Source organism: Mycobacterium sp. 48b, from assembly GCF_048282725.1.
Classification (GTDB): Bacteria; Actinomycetota; Actinomycetes; order Mycobacteriales; family Mycobacteriaceae; genus Mycobacterium.
Window position 1 is genome coordinate 1643799 of record NZ_JBLVUL010000001.1, and the last position, 19281, is coordinate 1663079.

A 19281-nucleotide genomic window follows, 5' to 3' on the forward strand; every position below is an offset into this window, starting at 1 on the left:
CGCCTCAGGTCTCGAGCACCGCCATCGCGGCGTTGTGCCCACCGATGCCGGAGACGGCACCGCCGCGCACCGAACCCGAGCCGCACAACAGGATCCGGTCATGCGCGGTGGCCACACCCCAACGCTGGGCCGGTGTCTCCAGTGCGGTGTCGTCCTCGGCGAACGGCCACCGCAGCGCGCCGTGGAAGATGTTGCCCGCGGTCATGCCGAGGGCCTGTTCCAGATCGGCGGTGGTCTTGGACTCGATACACAGCCGGCCGGCGTCGTCCTCCATGAGCACATCCTGAATAGGTTCGGCCAGAACCGAATTGAGCGAGTTCAGTACCGCCGACGTGAGCCGGTCGCGCGTCCGGTCCGGATCGCCCGCGGCCAGTGAGTGCGGGGTGTGCAGACCGAAGACGGTCAGCGTCTGTGCCCCCGAGGCGCGCAGGTCCTCGGAGAGAATGCTGGGATCGGTCAAGGAGTGACAATAGATTTCGCAGGGGAGCGGATCGGGGACACGCCCGGCGGCTGCGGTGTCGTAGGCGCCGGCCAGCTGGCTGAAGGTCTCGTTGATGTGGAACGTGCCGCCGAATGCCTGCTCCGGCGTGACATGTTCGTCGCGAAGCCGGGGCAGTCGGCGCAACATCAGGTTGACCTTCACCTGCGAGCCGGGAGCGGTCTCGGGGGCCGGTTCGCCGAGCAGGCCGGCGAGCACTGCCGGGGTGACATTGGCCAGCACCCGCTCGGCGGCTACCCGCCGCGCGGATCCGCCCTTCCGATAGCGCACCTCCCCATCGGGATCGACCGCGTAAACGTCGGCACCGGTGATGATTTCGGCACCGAATCCGGCTGCGGCGGCGGCCAGGGCGCCGCTCACCGCACCCATCCCACCGACCGGCACGTCCCAGTCGCCGGTGCCGCCGCCGATGAGATGGTAGAGAAAGCAGACGTTCTGGATCAGCGACGGATCGTCGACGGCAGCGAACGTGCCGATCAGGGCGTCGGTGGCCATCACGCCGCGCACCAGATCGTGCGACACCGCGGTGGTGATCGCCTCGCCGATCGGCCGTTCGATCATTGCCTCCCAGGCCGCGGCGGCTTCGGTGCCCTGTCCGCCGAGGACGTCGCGGCGCATCTCGGCCCGGCTGCGCAGCGGTTGCAGCAGCGTCGGCCAGATCCGGGAAGTGATCAGACCGCAGCGGCGGTAGAAGTCTCCGAACCCGGCCGCGTCGGTGCCTGCGCCGATCGCATCGAATGTCGGCTGCGGGCCGACGAGCAGCCCGGTCGCGCCGCCGGTGGCCGGATCCGGCGTGTAGGACGAGATTCGGCGCCGCGACAGCCGGATTCGGGCTCCCAGGTCGTCGATGATGCGTTGGGGCAGCAGGCTTACCAGGTAGGAGTACCGCGACAGGCGGGCATCCACACCGTCGAAGGCGTGTGCCGAAACCGCTGCGCCGCCTACGTGGTCGAGGCGTTCGAGCACCTGAACCCGGCGGCCCGCCCGGGCCAGGTAGGCAGCGGCCACCAAGCCGTTGTGCCCGCCGCCGATGATGACGGCGTCCAACGCCTCTTCTGTCACGTCACGTCCTGTCGGTCAGCCTCGATAGCCTTCGACCTCGTCGGCCCCGCGTTTCTGGGCCAGGCCTGGATCCTGTCCCGTGTCACGCAGCGCACGACGCTGCCGCAACAGGTCCCAACACTGGTCGAGGGCGACTTCCAGTGATCTCAGTCGTTTTTGCTCTTCGGATTCGTCGATTTCCCGTCGCTGCAGTTTGGTCCGGAGCTCCTGCTCTTCGGCAACGAGCCGGTGAACTTCGGCGAGGATGTCCTGATCTTTGGCCACACGACCAGTCTGCCGGACTACCGTTGATCCGGTGAGTACAAAACCTGACATCGAGTTTCCGGACGGACCTGCCCCTTCTGAATTGGTCATCACCGACCTGGTGGTCGGCGACGGCCCCGAAGCAGTGCCCGGTGCCACCGTCGAGGTGCACTACGTGGGCGTCGAATACGACTCCGGTGAGGAGTTCGACAGCTCGTGGAATCGCGGAGAATCCATTGAATTTCCATTGCGGGGCCTAATTCAGGGCTGGCAGGACGGAATTCCCGGGATGCGGGTCGGCGGTCGGCGTCAGCTGGTCATTCCGCCCGCTCAGGCTTATGGTCCGGCGGGTTCGGGGCATCGGCTTTCGGGCAAGACGCTGATCTTCGTGATCGATCTGCTCGCCACCCGTTGACGTTTCCATGAGTTCGGAAAGTATTGGCCGAACCTAACCGTCAATTTCCATTTGCTGCTACCGTCAACCTGTTTCGCTGCTGTAGATAACTGTTCGTCGACTTCAGGGAGTGCCCAAAATGTCGGGTTCGGACGAATCTCGGACAATCACAGGCTGGCAAACAGCCTCCAAGTTATATCGACGACCACCAGGTATGGGTTGGTTGTTGGCGCTGGCGGCAGTTCCATTGTTGCTGGGGCTGATCGGATGGGGCGGACTCGACCGCTCGAACAAGAACGCTGACGTCACCCTTCCCGACGTGAATCCCACGGCCACATTGACCGCTCCGGACGTGAATGCCCCCAATGTGAACGCGCCCAACGTCAATTTGCCGAATCTCTCGTTCGCGCCGTTGTCCATCGCCCGGAACGGCAACGACTTCACCCTCACCGGTGATCTGCCCGACGCGGCCGCCAAGACTTCGCTGTTGGATTGGCTGCGCGGAAAATTCGGTGCGGACGTCAATCTGATCGACAACCTGAATCTGCGTCCGGGAGTGAGCACTCCCGATGTGTCGGCCCTGGGCAAGGTGTTCGACGCAGCGGCCGAGGGTATTCCGGATTTCAACTTCAGCGTCGAGGGTGACACGCTGACACTGACCGGTACCGCGCCGTCGGCGCAGGTGCGTGACGCGGTCGAGGCCGCCGCAAAGGCGGCGTGGCCGAACATCAAGCTCGTCAACAACATTCAGGTCGCTGCCGCGCCGGCGCCTCCTGCGCCTCCTGCGCCCGGTGCGCCCGGTGCTCCCGGTGGCACGCCCGGACCCTGCGCGGCGCTGCAGGGCGATGTGAGTGCACTGCTGCGTACCCCGATCAACTTCAGCACCGACGGGTTCGTCGTGGCCTCCTCCTCGCAGCAGTTGTTGTCGCAGGTGGCCGACAAGCTCAAGTCGTGCGAAGGCGCGAAGGTGGCCGTCACCGGCTACACCGACAGCTCGGGCAATGACGCGATCAACATCCCGCTGAGCGGCAACCGCGCCAAAGCTGTTGCCGATTATCTGGTTTCGCAGGGTCTGGCGGCCGATCACGTGACGTCGTCCGGCGCGGGTTCGGCGAATCCAATCGCCAGTAATGACACCCCCGAAGGCAAGGCGCAGAACCGCCGTGTCGAGATCACGGTCAATTAGGGAGATTCGACATGGACTTCGTAATCCAGTGGTTGTGGTATCTGCTCGCGTTCGTGGTGGGGTCGCTGGTGGCCTGGCTGATCTCAGTGGTGACCGTCAAGCCCACCAGTGAGGAAGAGGCGTTCGCCGAACTGCCCGGCTCGCGTGAGATTGGAGCACGACGATGAGCGATGTGAACTGGTGGTTGATGGTCCTGGCCTTCGTGCTCGGGCTGGTACTGACGCTGGCACTGACCCTGCGCCGGGTGAAGCGGGAGGTGCCGGTGTACGGCGCCCTCGGGCGCCGTCCCGACGCCGCTGCCGGAGGCGGCACCGGTGCCAAGGCCGCGGCGACCGGCGGAACCGCCGGTGGCGCAACGGCTGTCGCCGACGACGCGACGACCAAGCTGCCCAGGGTCGGTTCGGGAGACGAGCCCACCACGCAGCTGCCCAAGGTCACCAGCGCCGGGGCCGCGGCCGCGGGGGCGGCTGCCGCGGGCGCGGCGGGGGCGGCCAAGTTCGCTTCCGGCGGGGGAGCCCATGAGGCTGCCGATGACGACGTCAAGGTCGTCGAGGAGACACCGTACGGTGCCGGCTCGGTCCGCGTGTCGGGTGCGGGCACCCCGACGGGGTATCTCATCAAGGGCAACGAGGATTCGATGCTCTATCACTCGCCGGAGAGCCCGTCATACTCGGTGACCATCGCCGAGATCTGGTTCGCCGACGTCGAATCCGCCGAGAAGGCCGGATTCAACCGGTGGGACAGCGGCAAGTCCCAGCGCGAGAAGAAGTAACAGCAAACGCAGATCGCCCGCCTCCACAGCCGGAGGCGGGCGATCTGTGTCTGGGGCGTCAGTGCGGGCCGGGCAGTCGTAACAGCAGCCGGGCCCCGCCCAGCGGGCTCGATTCCAGCGTCGCTGTGCCGCCGTGCAACTCGGCCTGCTGGGCCACGAGGGCAAGTCCCAGGCCGGAGCCTGACCGCGACGCCGTCGACCCACGGGAGAAGCGGTCGAACACCATCTCGCGTTCTTCCTCGGGCACACCGACCCCGTCGTCGTCGACCGCGATCTCCACGCCTTCTCGTGAACTCACCGCCGACAGCTGCACCCGGGTGGCGCCGCCGTGTTTCACGGCGTTGGCGATCGCGTTGTCCACGGCCAGCCGCAGCCCGGTCGGCAGCCCGATGATGATCACGGTCGGCGACGGCGCCAGGGAGACCTCGAGGTCGGGGTAGACGCGCATGGCGTCGTGGGCCGCGCGGTCGAGCAGTTCGGTGATGTCGACGGTGACGTGGTCGTCGGTGGTCGTCAGTTCGCCTTGGGCGAGGCGCTCCAGGGCGCCGAGGGTGGCCTCGATCCGCGACTGGGTGCGGATGACATCGCTGACCACTTCCTTGCGTTGCTCGTCGGGCATGTCGAGGGTGGACAGGACTTCCAGGTTGGTGCGCATCGCGGTGAGCGGGGTGCGTAACTCGTGGGCGGACACCGAGGCGAAGTCGCGGGCCGAGGTCAGCGCGGCCTTGGTGCGGTCCTGCTCTTTCCAGATGCGTTGCAGCATGCCGTTGACGGCGTCGGCGATCTCGACGGCCTCGCTGGCGCCGCGTACCTCGACGTCGGGGGCCTCGTCGCCGGCCTCGATCTGCCGGGTCTGCTCGGCCAGCCGTTTGAGCGGGCGGACCGCGAACGCGGCCAGCACCCAGCCCAGCACGGTCGCCGCCCCGACGGCGAACACACAGATGATGAGCACCCGCCGATGCAGGTTGTTGGTGTCGGCGATGGTGGCGTCATAGGTCGCGCCGACGGCCACCCACATGGGCCCGGGGGCGGGGATCTGCACGGTGCGTACCCGCCAGCGCTCACCGTCGATGTAGGTGTCGGCGTATCCGTCGGGCAGCTCGGGCAGGATGACGTTCGAGTTCGACGAGACGTTTCCGGCCTGGCGCACGGTGATGACGGCGTCCTGATCGCTCGGGGAGCGGGGGATCTCGCCGAGCCCGCGCGGCAGGAACGGGATGGCGAACCCGGCCGCCTCGTCGAGGCGGCGGTCCAGCCGTTCCTTGCGGTCGTTGGTGATACCGACCCAGACGATGGTTCCGACGATGACGACGACGATCGCCGCGCCGATGGCGGTGGCGAACGCGACCCGGGTCCGCAGCGAGGGGGTGCGGCGGAAGATCCGGGTCAGCGGCCTCATGGCCTATTGCGTTCTGAGGACGAAGCCGACCCCGCGGACGGTGTGCAGTAGCCGCGGTGCGCCGCCGGCTTCGAGTTTGCGGCGCAGGTACCCGATGAACACGTCGACCACGTTGGTGTCGGCGGCGAAGTCGTAGCCCCAGACCAGTTCCAGCAACTGTGCCCGCGACAGCACGGCGGTCTTGTGCTCGGCCAGCACGGCCAGCAGGTCGAACTCGCGTTTGGTCAGGTCCACGTCGACCCCGTTGACCCGGGCGCGCCGGCCGGGGATGTCGACCTCGAGCGGACCCACCTGGATGGTCTCGGATGAGAAGGTGGCCGAGGCGCCGCGCCGGCGCAGCAGGGCCTTGACCCGCGCCACCAGCTCCTGCAGCACGAACGGTTTGACCAGGTAGTCGTCGGCGCCGGCTTCCAGGCCGGCCACGCGGTCGTCGACGCTGCTGCGTGCCGAGAGCACGCAGACCGGCACGTCGTTGTCCATCGCGCGCAGCGCGGTCACCACGCTGACGCCGTCGAGCACGGGCATGTTGATGTCGAGCACGATCGCGTCCGGACGGGTCTCGGTGGCGCTGCGCAGCGCTTCGGCCCCGTCCACGGCCGTCGAGACGGTGAACCCGGACAGCCGCAGCCCGCGTTCCAGCGACGCGAGCACGTCAGGGTCGTCGTCCACGACGAGGACCCGGGGCGAGGCCATGCCACCGGCAGCGCTATCCATAACCGCCATCTTGCCCGATGAACAACGGTGTATCGCGTAGGCACCCAGGGAAGTCCCCTGGGATGTTATTGACCTCAATTATTGTTCAGGTTTTACGGTGATGCTCATGAGTATGGAAACAGTGGCCAGGCAGTCGCTGTACCGGCAGACGCATGCGCGTGACGGTGACCTGCGCGCACTGGCCGACCGGCGGTTGCTGTCGCGGATCTGGCGGTTTTCGGCGCGCCACCATCGCAGGCTGGCCGGATTCGTCGCGATCAGCGTGGTCACTGCGCTGCTGACGGTGACGACACCCGTGCTCGCCGGCCGGGTCGTGGACGCGATCACGCAGGGCGGTCCGGCGTCGACGGTGGTGCTGCTGGCCTGCACCATCGCTGCGATCGCCGTCGCCGAAGCCGCCGTGGCCCTGGTGACCAGGTGGTTGTCGTCGAACATCGGTGAAGGTCTGATCCTGGACCTGCGCACCGCGGTTTTCGACCACGTGCAACGCATGCCGGTGGCGTTCTTCACCCGTACCCGCACCGGCGCGTTGGTGAGCCGCCTGGGCAACGACGTGATCGGGGCGCAACGGGCGTTCTCCGACACCCTCTCGGGCATCGTCGCCAACCTGGTGACCCTGACCCTGACGCTGGTGGTGATGCTCAGCATCTCGTGGCAGATCACCCTGCTGTCGCTGGCCCTGCTGCCGTTGTTCGTGTTGCCCGCCCGCCGCATCGGCACCCGGATGGCCGGGCTGTCCCGCGAGGCTGCCACCCACAACGCCACGATGAACACCCAGATGACCGAACGGTTCTCGGCCCCGGGGGCCACGCTGGTCAAGCTGTTCGGCAGCCCACAGCGGGAGTCCGACGAGTTCGCGATGCGTGCCGACCGGGTGCGTGACATCGGGGTACGCACGGCGATGCTGCAGTCGACGTTCATGAACTCGCTGACGCTGATGTCGGCGCTGGCCCTGGCATTGGTCTACGGGCTGGGCGGCGTGCTGGCCATCGGCGGGCAGTTGCAGGCCGGGGCGGTGGTGTCGCTGGCGCTGCTGCTGACCCGGCTGTACGCGCCACTGACCGCGCTGGCCAACGCGCGGGTCGAGATCGCCAGCGCCCTGGTGTCGTTCGAGCGGGTTTTCGAGGTGCTGGACCTGGTGCCGCTGATCGCCGAGGAGCCCGCTGCCGTGCCGGTGCCGGATGGTCCCGTCGAGGTCGAATTCGACCACGTCCGGTTCTCCTACCCCTCGGCGGACAAGGTGTCGCTGGCCTCGCTGGAAGAAGTGGCGACGCTGGACGACCGCGGCGGGGAAGAGGTGCTGCACGGCATTTCGTTCACGGCCCGGCCCGGGCAGATGGTGGCGCTGGTCGGGTCGTCGGGGGCGGGCAAGTCGACCATCGCGTCGCTGCTGGCCCGGCTCTACGACGTCGACTCCGGTTCGATCACGCTCAACGGTGCCGACGTGCGCGACGTGACGTTCGCGTCTCTCAAGGACACCGTGGGCATGGTGACCCAGGACGGGCACCTGTTCCACGAGTCGATCCGGTCGAACCTGCTGCTGGCGTCACCGGATGCCGCCGAGGAAGAGCTGTGGGATGCACTGCGCCGGGCGCGGCTCGACGACGTGGTCGCGGCCATGCCCGACGGCTTGGACACGGTTGTCGGTGAGCGGGGATACCGTCTGTCGGGAGGACAGCGGCAGCGGTTGACCATCGCGCGCCTGCTGTTGGGACGATCACGGGTGGTGGTGCTCGATGAGGCGACGGCGTCGCTGGACTCGGCCTCGGAGGCCGCCGTTCAGCAGGCCCTCGCCGAGGCGCTGGGCGGGCGCACCTCGATCGTCATCGCCCACCGGCTGTCCACGGTTCGCGCCGCCGATCTCATCCTGGTCGTCGAGGGCGGGCGCATCGTCGAGCGCGGCACCCACCGCGAATTGCTCGCCCGCGGTGGCCGGTACGCCGAGCTGTACGACACACAGTTCTCCGAGGAGGTCCCGGCGGCGTGAGGTTAATCGTTTGCCCCTGATGGGAAGATTGATCCAGTGAGTCAACCCGCGATCGCCCCACCTCCCGAGCGGATCCGGACCAGTTCAGATCTGCGGCGGCTGTTGCCATATCTGTTGCCGTACCGGGCCCGCTGGATCGTCATGATCGTGGTCGCGGTGGTCAGCCTGGCCGCGACGGTGGCGATTCCGCTGATGACCAAGGCCGTGATCGACGGTCCGGTGCGGCACCAGGATCAGCACGGGCTGTGGGTCCTGGGCTCGGCTGCGGTGGCGGTCGGGATCTCCGAGGCCGTGCTGTGGTTCATCCGGCGCTGGATGGTCGCCCGCGCCACCATGGGGGTCGAGGCCGACATCCGCAAGGATCTGTATGCGCGGCTGCAGATCCTGCCGATGAGCTTCCACAGCCGCTGGCAGTCCGGCCAGCTGTTGTCGCGGGTGATGAACGATCTGTCCACGATCCGCCGGTTCCTGTCCTTCGGACTGGTGTTCCTGATCCTCAACACCCTGCAGATCGTCGTGGTGACATCGATCCTGCTGGCCATGTACTGGCCGCTGGGTGTGGTGGTGCTGGTGTCCATCGTGCCGATCACGCTGACCGTGCTGCATTTCGAGCGGGAGTACACCCGGTTGTCGCGGCTGGCGCAGGACCAGACCGGGCACGTCGCAACCCATGTCGAGGAAGCTGCGCTCGGGCTGCGGGTGGTCAAGGCCTTCGGCCGGGAGGACTACGTCTTCGACCGGTTCGACGAGCAGGCCACGCAGCTGTACGAGACCCAGTTCGCCAGGGTGAGTGTGTCGGCGAAGTTCTGGACTCTGCTTGAGGTCATCCCCAACCTCACGCTGATCGTGGTGCTGGGGTTCGGTGCGTACGCGGCGGGTCACGGCCACGTCACAATGGGCACCCTGGTCGCGTTCATCACGATGATGCTGTCGCTGGTGTGGCCGATCGCCTCGCTGGGTTTTCTGCTGTCGATGACGCAGGAGTCGTTCACCGCGGCCAACCGCATCGCCGAGATCTTCGATGCGCCGATCGAAATCGTCGACGGCCCGGTGGCCCAGCCGCCCCGCGGCGGCCGGCTGGAGCTGCGCGATGTCGGCTTCCGGTTTCCCGACGGCGAGGACGAATGGGCCCTGCGCCACGTCAACGTGGTGGTGGAGCCGGGGCAGACGCTGGCGCTGGTCGGTGCGACCGGATCGGGTAAATCGGTTCTCGCCGCGCTGTTCTCGCGGCTCTATGACGTCACCGAAGGCCAGATCCTGATCGACGGCCGCGATATCCGCGAGCTGAGCCTGCCTGCGTTGCGGCAGGCGGTGGCCACGGCATTCGAGGATCCGACGCTGTTCTCGATGTCGGTGGCCGAGAATCTGCGGCTTGGCCGGGCGGACGCCACCGATGCACAGATGGAGCAGGCGATCGAGATTGCGGCCGCGCAGTTCGTCTATGACCTGCCATTCGGTCTGGACACCCGGATCGGCGAGCAGGGTATGAGCCTGTCCGGTGGGCAGCGCCAACGTCTTTCGCTGGCCCGCGCGATCCTGGCGGCGCCCAAGATCCTGGTGCTCGACGACACGTTGTCAGCCCTGGACGTGCATACCGAGGCCGTGGTGACGGAGGCCCTCGGTCGGGTCCTGCGCGGGGTGACCGGCATCATCGTGGCGCATCGCGCGTCGACGGTCCTGTTGGCCGACAAGGTCGCGCTATTGCAGGACGGCACTATCACCCATATTGGTACGCACACCGAATTGCTGACGCAGGTACCGCAATACCGTTACCTGCTGGCTGCCGACGACCAGCTCGACGACGCCTGCGAGCGCAGTTGCGATTGGGAGGACGAGGAGGAGTTGGGCCGGCTCCAGCGCGGGCACGATGAACGCACGGTCATCGATGAGGTGGGCGAGCCGCCACGTTTCGGAGCGGAGGTGCAGCGCCGATGACCACCACACAGTGGCGGGGCCGAGTCACCGACGAGGACAATCCGGACGAGCAGGAAGACACCGCCCGCGCCGCCAGTACTTCCACCCTCCCGATCGACGAGAGCCTGCCCCGGCGCCGTGAGGCCCGCGCGCTGCTCGGGTCGCTGCTGCGCCCCTACCGGTGGACGGTCGCCGTGCTGGCGCTGGTGGTCGTGGTGGAAAATGCTGCCCGGCTATCGGTTCCGATCCTGGTGCAGCGAGGCATCGACCGCGGCATCCCGCCGATTCTCGAGGGCGGCCCGGCCCGCGAGCTGATGCTGATCGTCGGCACGCTGTGCGTGGTCGTGATCGTGCAGGCGATCAGCCGCATGTTCTTCCTGCGGCGCTCCGGCCGGGTCGGGCAGCGGGTTCTGCTGGAGTTGCGCCGGCGGGTGTTCCGCCATTTCGGCCGGCTCGATGTGGCTTTCCACGACCGGTATACGTCGGGCCGGGTGGTCAGCCGGTCCACCAATGACGTCGAGGCCATCCAGGACATGCTGGAAACCGGCTTCGACAGCCTGATCACCGCGGTGCTGACGTTGTTCGGCACAGCGGTCCTGCTGGTGGCTCTCGACTGGCGGCTGGGCCTGATGTGCCTGGCGGCGTTCCCGATCCTGGTTGCCCTGGTCTGGTGGTTCCGCAACGAGTCGGGCAAGACCTACCGGCTGGTGCGCGAGAGCGCGGCACTGGTGATCGTGCAGTTCGTCGAGACCATGACCGGCATCAAGGCCGTGCAGGCCTACCGGCGCGAGCCGCGCAACCAGGAGATCTTCGACGACGTCGCCGACGAGTACCGGGCGATCAACGAGAAGACGTTCAAGCTGCTGGCCATCTTCATGCCCGGGGTGAAGTTGGTCGGCAACCTCACCACTGGTGTGGTGCTGCTCTACGGCGGTTACCGGGTGCTGCACGGTGAGATGACCATCGGCACGCTGGCCGCGTTCCTGCTGTACCTGCGGATGTTCTTCGAGCCGATGCAGGAGATCTCGCAGTTCTTCAACACCTTCCAGTCGGCGTCCTCGGCGCTGGAGAAGCTGGCTGGGGTGCTGGCGCAGCAGCCCGCCATCGCCGATCCGGAGGTTCCGGTCCCGTTGCCGGACCCCAAGGGCGACATCGCGTTTCACGACGTACGGTTCGAGTACACCACCGGCCGCCCGGTGTTGCCCGGACTTGAGCTCACGGTGCCGGCCGGTCAGACCGTGGCGCTGGTGGGCACCACCGGTGCGGGCAAGACCACCATCGCCAAGCTGATCGCCCGGTTCTACGACCCCACGGCCGGGTCGGTGACGCTGGACGGCGTGGATCTGTGCGAGCTGGCACAGTCCGAACTGCGCCGCCACGTCGTGATGGTCACCCAGGAGAACTTCATGTTCTCCGGCACCGTCGCCGACAACATCCGGTTCGGGCGGCCTGACGCCACCGACGCGCAGATCCGCGAGGCTGCCGCAGCGGTCGGCGCGGACCGCTTCATCGAGGCGTTGCCCGACGGGTATGACACCGATGTGGCCAAGCGCGGTGGCCGGCTCTCGGCAGGACAGCGTCAGCTGGTGGCGTTCGCCCGCGCATTCCTGGCCGATCCGGCGGTGTTGATCCTGGACGAGGCGACGTCCTCACTGGACATCCCGAGCGAGCGAATGGTGCAGCGTGCGTTGGAGACCGTGCTGGCCGACCGTACGGCGCTGGTGATTGCGCACCGGCTCTCCACGGTGCAGATCGCCGACCGCGTGCTGGTGCTCGAACACGGCCGCATCATCGAGGACGGCGCACCGGCCGATCTCATCGGCCGGGCCGACGGTGCCTACGCCGCGTTGCACCGGGCCTGGGTGGATTCGCTGGCCTGAGTGTGCCTATCGCTTGGCGGTGACGTGCAGGACGGCGTCATAGCTCTGCGGGCCCGAGCCGATGCGCACGGTGATGTCCCACTGCCCCGGCGTGGACAGGTCTATGTCGCCACGATAGTCGTCCTGGCCTTCGGGCACGGCCTCGACGGCGGGTGAGGCCAATCCCATCTGCGGCATGCGTGGTTCGAAGCGCACCGAATCCGGGGTCGGGGTTTCGCCTGCGCTGCCGAGGATTTCGACGACCAGCGAGCTGACCCCGACCTTCGGCGGATCGTCCTTCAGCCGCACCAGGTAGGGCCCCGCGGTGGCTTCGGCGACGATCGGGGGCCGTTGTTGCGGCCACAACAGCCAGAGCATGCCGGCGCCCACCGCGACGACGAGGACGGCGGCGCCCAGCCAGCGCAGGCGGTTCATGGTCCCTGCTACAGCTTTTCGATATCCGGGAGAGCCCAGGTTTTGTCGAACAGTGGCTGTTTCGGTCCGTACAGCCGGAACAACACCTCGAACTGGCCGGCCGGGTTTGTCGGGATCCAGTTGGACTGCTTTCCATCTGGAGCCGACGGGCCGAAGTAGACGTCGACGGAGCCGTCGGGATTCGTCTCCAGGTCGGGACGGTGCGAGGACCGGCTCGCGTACGGCAGGTCCCGGATCAGCGCGTGGGTGGCGCGGTCATACACGGTCGCCGACCAGTACAGCGAGACGGGCGGGTCGGCGGGCACGCGCAGCCGGTAAGTGGCGGCGCCATCGAAGGCCGCACCGTCGCAGTCGGCGATCGTCATCACATAGAACTGCCCTTGCCCAAGATGTTTGGCGCTGAAGTAGATGAACGAGTACAACAGGCCGCGATCGTCGACGGGATAGCTGGCCGGGTCGGCGAATCCGCTCTGCATGCCCTGCACCACCTCTGGCGAGGCAGGCACGGCCCAGTGGGTGCCCTCGAAATACGGCGGGGTGAAGAACCGCGGATAGTTGGTGTCGAGCCAGTCGTGCGCCTCGGCGGCCGCGGCTTCGAGCGCTGACTTCAACTCGGCGTTCGGTTCGAACAGCTTGCCCTGTTCGATGCCGATCGAGGCGAGCACCGAGATCATCACCCGGTCGCGCTGCAGCCACGGCTCACGTTGGACGAACTGATCGAGCAGTTCGAAGAAGCGGATGTCGTACGGAATCGTGCTGTCGTACAACGCACCCGAGGCGTCGGCGAAGACCGTCGGTTCCTCCGGACGGGACAGCGGGTAGACCTTGACGCGCGTGCCGTATTCGGCTGCCGCGGCGACATCGGCGTCGTCGCTCGATGCGATGTTGGACCGCAGCGCGCCGAACCCGGTATACGTCGCCGACGCCAGCGGGATGTACCCGTCGGGAACCTCGCCGTCGAACCCGGGCGGCAGGATCAGGTACCTGCCGCCCTCGCCCTTGTCGACTCCCGCCGGCCCGACGTCTTCGAGGGCTTCCTGCCAGCCGTTGTCCACCGATCCGGTGATCGAACCGCCTTCTGCGGCCGGGATTTCCAGCACCACCGGGCCGTCCTGGGTGTTGTAGAACGGGAAGAAGTACAGCGTGTCCGGGTTGGGGGTCAGCGTCTGGTTCTTCCAGTCCAGCAGCTTCGACCAGAACACCATCTGGTTGTCGCCCGCCCCGGCTCCGGCGGCGGCCTGCCGCAACAGCTCGAAGTTGACGGCGGGCATACCCCAGATCACGGCCTGCACAGCACGGGAACGCACCAATGGGTCCATGTCCAAGACGCTAGTACGTCACCGCACCGTGTCGAAGAAGGTCTTCACATCCTCGACGAACAACTCCGGCTGCTCGAACGCCGCGAAATGCCCGCCGCGCGGCATCGTGGTGAAGTGCGTGACGTTGTAGCCGGTCTCGCACCAGCTTCGCGGGGCGCGCAGGATCTCCAGCGGGAACGATGCGATCCCCGTGGGCAGGCTGACGTATTCGCCGCCGCCCCACGTGTCGTGGCTCTCCCAGTAGAGCCGGGCCGACGATGCCGCCGATGCGGTGAGCCAGTAGAGCATGACGTTGTCGAGCATCTCGTCTTTGGACACCACGTTCTCGGGATTTCCGTCGCAGTCCATCCATGACCAGAACTTCTCCACGATCCACGCGAGCTGACCGGCGGGGGAGTCCACCAGGCCGTATCCGACGGTCTGCGGCCGGGTGGACTGCTGCTTCATGTAACCCGAATCCCACTTGCGGTAGTAGTCGATCCGGGCCAGGGCCTTCTGCAGGTCCTCGGTCATCTCACCGATACCGTCGGCCGGCGGCTGCGCGATCGGCATGTTCACGTGGATGCCCACGCACGAACCCACGTTGCGGCCGATCTGTGTCGTCACCGCCGCACCCCAGTCCCCGCCCTGCGCGCCGTAGCGCTCGTAACCCAGGCGGGTCATCAACTCCTCCCAGGCCTGCGCGATCTTCTCGATTCCCCAGCCCGCCGTCCTCGGCTTGCCGGAGAACCCGTAGCCCGGCAGCGAAGGACACACCACGTCGAATCCGGCCTCGGTCAGCGGCTCGATGACCTTGTGGAACTCGACGATCGATCCGGGCCAGCCGTGGGTGATCAGCAGTGGGAAGGCATCTTCACGTCCGGACCGCTGGTGGATGAAATGGATGTCGAGGCCGTCGATTTCGGTGGTGAAGTGGTCGAACCGGTTCAGTGCGGCCTCGCGGGCGCGCCAGTCGTACTCGTTGGCCCAGTAGGCCGCCAGATCCTTGGTGTAGTCCAGCGGGATGCCCTGGGTCCAGTCCTGCACGCACTCCGCCTCGGGCCATCGCGTCCGGTTCAGTCGCTGCTTGAGGTCGTCGAGATCGGCGTCGGGAATCGCGATGCGGAATGGGTTGATCGACTGGTCGCTCGGGGTCATGTAGGCCATCCTCCCAGCGCGAGGTGGCGCGCTGGGCTGGTATTGCGCTGAAGATCGCGGCCACCTGGTGACCGCAATCTTCAGCACAACTGTTTCGGGCGATGCGCCAGTGGTCAGGGAATCTGGCGGAGCCGCCGGGCCTTGGAGACCGCCTCGTGCCGGTTGCGGGCCCCGAGTTTGGCCGCCGCGCTGCGCAGATAACTCTTCACGGTCTCCGGCTTGAGTGAAAGCCGCTGAGCGGCTTCGGCATTGGTGCAGCCCAGGGCGACCTGCGCCAGCACGTCGACCTCCCGCGCAGTCAGCGGGGCGCTGGCCGGTGGGTCGCCACGCAGGGCGACGGCCAGGCGGTCCGCGAGCTCGCGCAACGGCCCGGCCAGGTCGGGCGTATCGGCCGCCAGCCGGCGCAAGTCGGCGTGCACTTCACGGATCTGTTCGGTGTCGGCCGGTTGGTCGGTGAAAGTGGTCAGCGCGGTCTCGCGCATCCGCAGGCGCCGGTCCACCTCGTCGCGGACCCGCAGCTCGTCGCTCAACCGCTGCGCCGAGGCCACCATTGCAGCCGCGGTGCGGTCACCGATCGGTGCGCTGGTGCGGTGCGCTCCGTAGAGCACGGCGCGCGCTCTGCCGTCGACGACCACCGGCACGGCCAGGATCGAGCGGATCCCCTCGCTCAGCACCGGCTCGTCGTAGTCGTGGGTGATGGTCGAGGCGCGCCGGTAATCGGGCACCGAGATGGGACGGCGGGAGGCGACGCTGGCTCCGCCCAGCCCGGCGCGGGGCAGCACCGCCAGCCCGCGCATGGCACCGGTGCGGGTGCCGAAGAACTCGCTCAGCAGCAGGGTGTCGTCGTGCACCTGCCCGCCGAAGGCCAGCGGAAGCCCGGTATCGGTGGCCATGCGGCGCAGCTCGGCGCGTACCGCGTCGGCGTCGCGAGGCCGCAGCAACCAGGGGCGCATCGTGCGTACACACTTTCGGGGGTAGCGGGCGGGCAAGTGTGACGTAGAGCATAACTGTCATGAATGTCGTCGCGAGCAACACGGACCGCTACCGCGGTGCCCGTGACCAGCTGGTCGCCACCATCGCGGACTACGCCCGCGCGGTCGAGGAGTTCGCGTGGCCGCAGATCAGCGGCACCTTCAACTGGGCGGTCGACTGGTTCGACGCCATCGCCAGGGGCAATGACCGGACAGCGCTGTGGATCGTCGAGGAGGACGGCTCCGAACAGCAGGTGACCTTTGCCGAGATGGCGCAGCGGTCCGACCGCGTCGCGGCCTGGCTGCAGGGGCTCGGCGTGAGCAAGGGCGACCGGGTCCTGTTGATGCTCGGCAATCAGGTCGAGTTGTGGGAGGCCATGCTGGCCATCGCCAAGCTGGGCGCGGTCATCATGCCGACCACCGGGGCGCTGGGGCCGGCGGACCTGTCCGATCGCATCGCCCGCGGCGGCGCACGCTTCGTCGTCGTCAACACCTCCGATGCGGTCAAGTTCGCCGAGGTGCCGGGTGACTACGTGCGCATCGCGGTCGGACGGGCTCCCGACGGCTGGCACCGCTACGCCGACGCATACGCCGAGGAACCGCGGCGGTTCGAGGCCTGCACGACGGTCGACGAGCCGATGCTCATCTACTTCACGTCCGGCACCACGAGCAAACCCAAGCTGGTCGAGCATTCCCAGGTGAGCTATCCGGTCGGCCATCTGACCACGATGGCCTGGATCGGCGTCAAGCCCGGCGACGTGCACCTGGCGATCAGCTCGCCCGGCTGGGCCAAACACGCCTGGAGCTGTTTCTTCGCCCCGTGGATCGCCGAGGCGACGATCTTCGTCTACAACTACGCGCGCTTCGATGCGGCGGCGCTGATGGGCCAGTTGCGGCGGGCGAACGTCAACACGTTCTGCGCCCCGCCGACGGTGTGGCGCATGTTGATCCAGGCCGACCTGGGAGCGAGGCCGGAGGGGTTGCGGGAGATCCTGGGTGCGGGTGAGCCGCTGAACCCCGATGTGATCGCCCAGGTCGAAAAAGCCTGGGGGCTGACGATTCGCGACGGGTTCGGCCAGACCGGGACCTCGCTGCTGGTCGGCAACACCCCCGGCCAGCCGGTGAAACCGGGATCGATGGGCCGGCCGATGCCCGGGGTTCCGGTGGTGCTGGTGGATCCGATCACCGGGACGCCTGCCGACGAGGGGGAGATCTGCCTGGACCTGGCGGCGCATCCGCGCAACCTGATGACCGGCTATCTCGGTGACCCGCAACGCAATGAGGCCGTGATGGCGGGTGGTCACTATCACACCGGCGATGTCGCCGCCCGTGACGAGGACGGCTACATCACCTACATCGGCCGCACCGACGACGTGTTCAAGTCCAGCGATTACAAGGTCTCTCCGTTCGAGTTGGAAAGTGTGCTGATCGAGCATCCGGCTGTGGTCGAGGCCGCCGTGGTGCCGCAACCCGACGACACCCGCCTGTCGGTACCCAAGGCGTATGTCGCGCTGGCAGAAGGCTGGGAAGCCAACGCGGACACGGCGAAAGAGGTCATGGCTTATGCCCGCGACCATCTCGCCCCCTACCTCAAGGTGCGCCGGGTGGAGTTCTTCGACCTCCCCAAGACCATCTCGGGAAAGATCCGCCGCGTCGAGTTGCGCAGGCGTGAGGACGCGGCTCATGAAGCGGGCCAACCTATTTCCACTGAATACCGATACGAGGATTTACTGGGATGAAGTCCTACGACGCCGGCCCTACCGATGTACCCGTGCTCGAAGAGACCATCGGGGCGAACTTCGAGCGCATGGTGGCGGCCGGGCCGGACACCGACGCGCTGGTCGAGGTGGCCACCGGACGGCGCTGGACTTTTGCCACGCTGAACGACGAAGTCGACACCGTGGCACGTGGTCTCATGGCCCTGGGCGTGCAGAAGGGTGATCGCGTCGGGATCTGGGCGCCCAACTGTGCCGAGTGGGTGATGCTTCAGCTCGCGACGGCCAAGATCGGCGCGATCCTGGTCAACATCAACCCGGCGTACCGCACCCACGAACTCGCCTACGTACTCAAGCAATCCGGCATCCGGACCCTGGTGTCGGCCACAGCGTTCAAGTCGTCGGACTACGTGACGATGGTCGCCGAGGTGCAGGCGGAGTGTCCGGCACTCACGGACATCATCTTCCTCGGAACCCTGGACTGGGACCGGTTGCACATCGAGCAGGCCGACGAGGATCAATGGCGGGCGCGGATGGGCGAGTTGTCCAACACCGACCCGATCAACATCCAATACACATCGGGGACAACAGGATTCCCGAAGGGGGCGACACTCAGCCACCGCAACATCCTGAACAACGGGTTCTTCGTCGGCGGCCTGATCAACTTCGGCCCCGGCGACCGGGTGTGTATCCCGGTGCCGTTCTACCACTGCTTCGGCATGGTGATGGGCAATCTCGGTGCACTGACCAACGGTGCGACGATAGTCATCCCCGCACCGGGATTCGATCCCGGCATCACGCTGGCCGCGGTCGAATCCGAGGGGTGCACCGCGCTGTACGGGGTGCCGACGATGTTCATCGCCATGTTGGGGCATCCCGACTTCGCCCACTTCGACCTGTCCTCGCTGCGAACCGGGATCATGGCGGGCTCGGTCTGCCCGGTCGAGGTGATGAAGCGCGTGGTGGCCGACATGCACATGGCCGAGGTGGCCATCTGTTACGGCATGACCGAGACGTCGCCGGTGTCGTGTCAAACGCTGGTCGACGACGATCTGGAGCGGCGTACCGCGACGATCGGGCGGGCCCATCCGCACATCGAGGTCAAGATCGTCGACCCGGATACCGGTGAGACGGTCGAGCGCGGGCAGCCCGGTGAATTCTGCACCCGCGGTTACTCGGTCATGCTCGGCTACTGGGATGAGGCCGCGCACGCGAGGAGCGGATATGACGAAGCGAAAACCGCCGAGGCCATCGACTCCGACGGCTGGATGCACACCGGGGACCTGGCGGTGATGCGCGAGGACGGCTACTGCACGGTGGTCGGCCGGATCAAGGACATGGTGATCCGCGGCGGGGAGAACGTCTATCCCCGTGAGATCGAGGAGTTCCTCTACACCCATCCCGACATCGACGACGCCCAGGTGATCGGCGTGCCTGACGCGAAGTACGGCGAGGAGGTCTGCGCCTGGGTCCGGATGAAACCGGGCCGCGCGCCGCTGGACGCCGAGGCGTTGCGGGCCTTCGCCTCAGGCAAGTTGGCTCACTACAAGATTCCGCGCTATGTGGTTGTCGTGGACGAGTTCCCGATGACGGTGACCGGAAAGATCCGGAAGGTCGACATGCGGGACGAGAGCGTCAAACTGCTCGGCCTGGGCCCCGAGCAGTCCTGAGTGGT

At 67.1% G+C, this 19281-nt stretch carries 17 protein-coding genes; 9 read left to right on the plus strand and 8 right to left on the minus strand.

Translation table 11 applies throughout. From position 1 onward, the window contains the following. Positions 1–4: 4 nt before the first annotated feature. Both ACNQR1_RS07715 and ACNQR1_RS07720 read right to left on the minus strand, forming a co-directional pair. The gene (locus tag ACNQR1_RS07715) at positions 5–1561 is read right to left on the minus strand and encodes a phytoene desaturase family protein (RefSeq protein WP_418045243.1); all 1557 of its coding nucleotides are present in this window, start codon (positions 1559–1561) and stop codon (positions 5–7) included. 15 nt (positions 1562–1576) lie between these two features. After that, a complete protein-coding gene (locus ACNQR1_RS07720) occupies positions 1577–1825 on the minus strand; it encodes a DUF2630 family protein (protein WP_418045245.1) in 249 nt (82 codons plus the stop codon). A 31-nt stretch (positions 1826–1856) separates the two neighbouring features. Between ACNQR1_RS07720 and ACNQR1_RS07725 the strand changes: the two genes are divergently transcribed. The 4 genes from ACNQR1_RS07725 (at position 1857) to ACNQR1_RS07740 (ending at position 4156) form a co-directional block, all read left to right on the plus strand. Next, positions 1857–2219: an FKBP-type peptidyl-prolyl cis-trans isomerase gene (locus tag ACNQR1_RS07725; RefSeq protein ID WP_418045247.1), complete on the plus strand. Its 363-nt coding sequence runs from the start codon at positions 1857–1859 to the stop codon at positions 2217–2219. Between the two features lie 193 nt (positions 2220–2412). Then, positions 2413–3384 (plus strand): OmpA family protein, encoded by a 972-nt coding sequence (locus ACNQR1_RS07730; protein WP_418045248.1) that lies wholly within the window; start codon positions 2413–2415, stop codon positions 3382–3384. Positions 3385–3395: 11 nt separating this feature from the next. Then, entirely contained in the window at positions 3396–3551 is a 156-nt protein-coding gene (locus ACNQR1_RS07735) for a hypothetical protein (RefSeq protein WP_029110268.1), read from the plus strand. Beyond that, positions 3548–4156: a hypothetical protein gene (locus ACNQR1_RS07740; RefSeq protein ID WP_418045250.1), complete on the plus strand. Its 609-nt coding sequence runs from the start codon at positions 3548–3550 to the stop codon at positions 4154–4156. The genes ACNQR1_RS07735 and ACNQR1_RS07740 overlap by 4 nt, the downstream gene beginning before the upstream one ends. A gap of 58 nt (positions 4157–4214) precedes the next feature. Here ACNQR1_RS07740 and ACNQR1_RS07745 read toward each other — a convergent pair whose 3' ends face one another. Together ACNQR1_RS07745 and prrA are read right to left on the minus strand one after the other, a co-directional pair. Beyond that, positions 4215–5555 carry a sensor histidine kinase gene (locus tag ACNQR1_RS07745; protein ID WP_418045252.1) on the minus strand — a complete coding sequence of 447 codons (1341 nt, stop codon included), beginning with the start codon at positions 5553–5555 and terminating at the stop codon, positions 4215–4217. 3 nt (positions 5556–5558) lie between these two features. Further along, positions 5559–6269 carry a two-component system response regulator PrrA gene (prrA, locus tag ACNQR1_RS07750; protein ID WP_067773586.1) on the minus strand — a complete coding sequence of 237 codons (711 nt, stop codon included), beginning with the start codon at positions 6267–6269 and terminating at the stop codon, positions 5559–5561. Between the two features lie 106 nt (positions 6270–6375). Between prrA and ACNQR1_RS07755 the strand changes: the two genes are divergently transcribed. The 3 genes from ACNQR1_RS07755 to ACNQR1_RS07765 are packed head-to-tail and all read left to right on the plus strand — an operon-like array spanning position 6376 to position 12050. Continuing rightward, entirely contained in the window at positions 6376–8256 is a 1881-nt protein-coding gene (locus ACNQR1_RS07755) for an ABC transporter ATP-binding protein (protein ID WP_418045254.1), read from the plus strand. Between the two features lie 36 nt (positions 8257–8292). Beyond that, positions 8293–10191, plus strand: a complete 1899-nt coding sequence (locus ACNQR1_RS07760; RefSeq protein ID WP_418045256.1) for an ABC transporter ATP-binding protein — start codon at positions 8293–8295, stop codon at positions 10189–10191. Next, positions 10188–12050 carry an ABC transporter ATP-binding protein gene (locus ACNQR1_RS07765; protein WP_418045258.1) on the plus strand — a complete coding sequence of 621 codons (1863 nt, stop codon included), beginning with the start codon at positions 10188–10190 and terminating at the stop codon, positions 12048–12050. Before ACNQR1_RS07760 ends, ACNQR1_RS07765 begins: the two co-directional genes overlap by 4 nt. Before the next feature lie 6 nt (positions 12051–12056). Here ACNQR1_RS07765 and ACNQR1_RS07770 read toward each other — a convergent pair whose 3' ends face one another. The 4 genes from ACNQR1_RS07770 to ACNQR1_RS07785 form a co-directional block, all read right to left on the minus strand. Beyond that, a complete protein-coding gene (locus ACNQR1_RS07770; protein WP_418045260.1) occupies positions 12057–12464 on the minus strand; it encodes a FixH family protein in 408 nt (135 codons plus the stop codon). 8 nt (positions 12465–12472) lie between these two features. After that, positions 12473–13783 (minus strand): DUF1214 domain-containing protein, encoded by a 1311-nt coding sequence (locus tag ACNQR1_RS07775; protein ID WP_418045262.1) that lies wholly within the window; start codon positions 13781–13783, stop codon positions 12473–12475. An 18-nt stretch (positions 13784–13801) separates the two neighbouring features. After that, positions 13802–14920, minus strand: coding sequence for an epoxide hydrolase family protein (locus ACNQR1_RS07780; protein WP_418045264.1), 1119 nt, complete (start codon positions 14918–14920; stop codon positions 13802–13804). A 113-nt stretch (positions 14921–15033) separates the two neighbouring features. After that, the gene (locus tag ACNQR1_RS07785; protein WP_418045266.1) at positions 15034–15873 is read right to left on the minus strand and encodes a LuxR C-terminal-related transcriptional regulator; all 840 of its coding nucleotides are present in this window, start codon (positions 15871–15873) and stop codon (positions 15034–15036) included. A 59-nt stretch (positions 15874–15932) separates the two neighbouring features. On the opposite strand from ACNQR1_RS07785, the gene ACNQR1_RS07790 reads away from it, so the two are divergent. Together ACNQR1_RS07790 and ACNQR1_RS07795 are read left to right on the plus strand one after the other, a co-directional pair. Beyond that, entirely contained in the window at positions 15933–17630 is a 1698-nt protein-coding gene (locus tag ACNQR1_RS07790; protein WP_418045268.1) for an AMP-binding protein, read from the plus strand. After that, positions 17627–19276 carry an AMP-binding protein gene (locus ACNQR1_RS07795; RefSeq protein ID WP_418045270.1) on the plus strand — a complete coding sequence of 550 codons (1650 nt, stop codon included), beginning with the start codon at positions 17627–17629 and terminating at the stop codon, positions 19274–19276. The genes ACNQR1_RS07790 and ACNQR1_RS07795 overlap by 4 nt, the downstream gene beginning before the upstream one ends. Positions 19277–19281 lie beyond the last annotated feature (5 nt).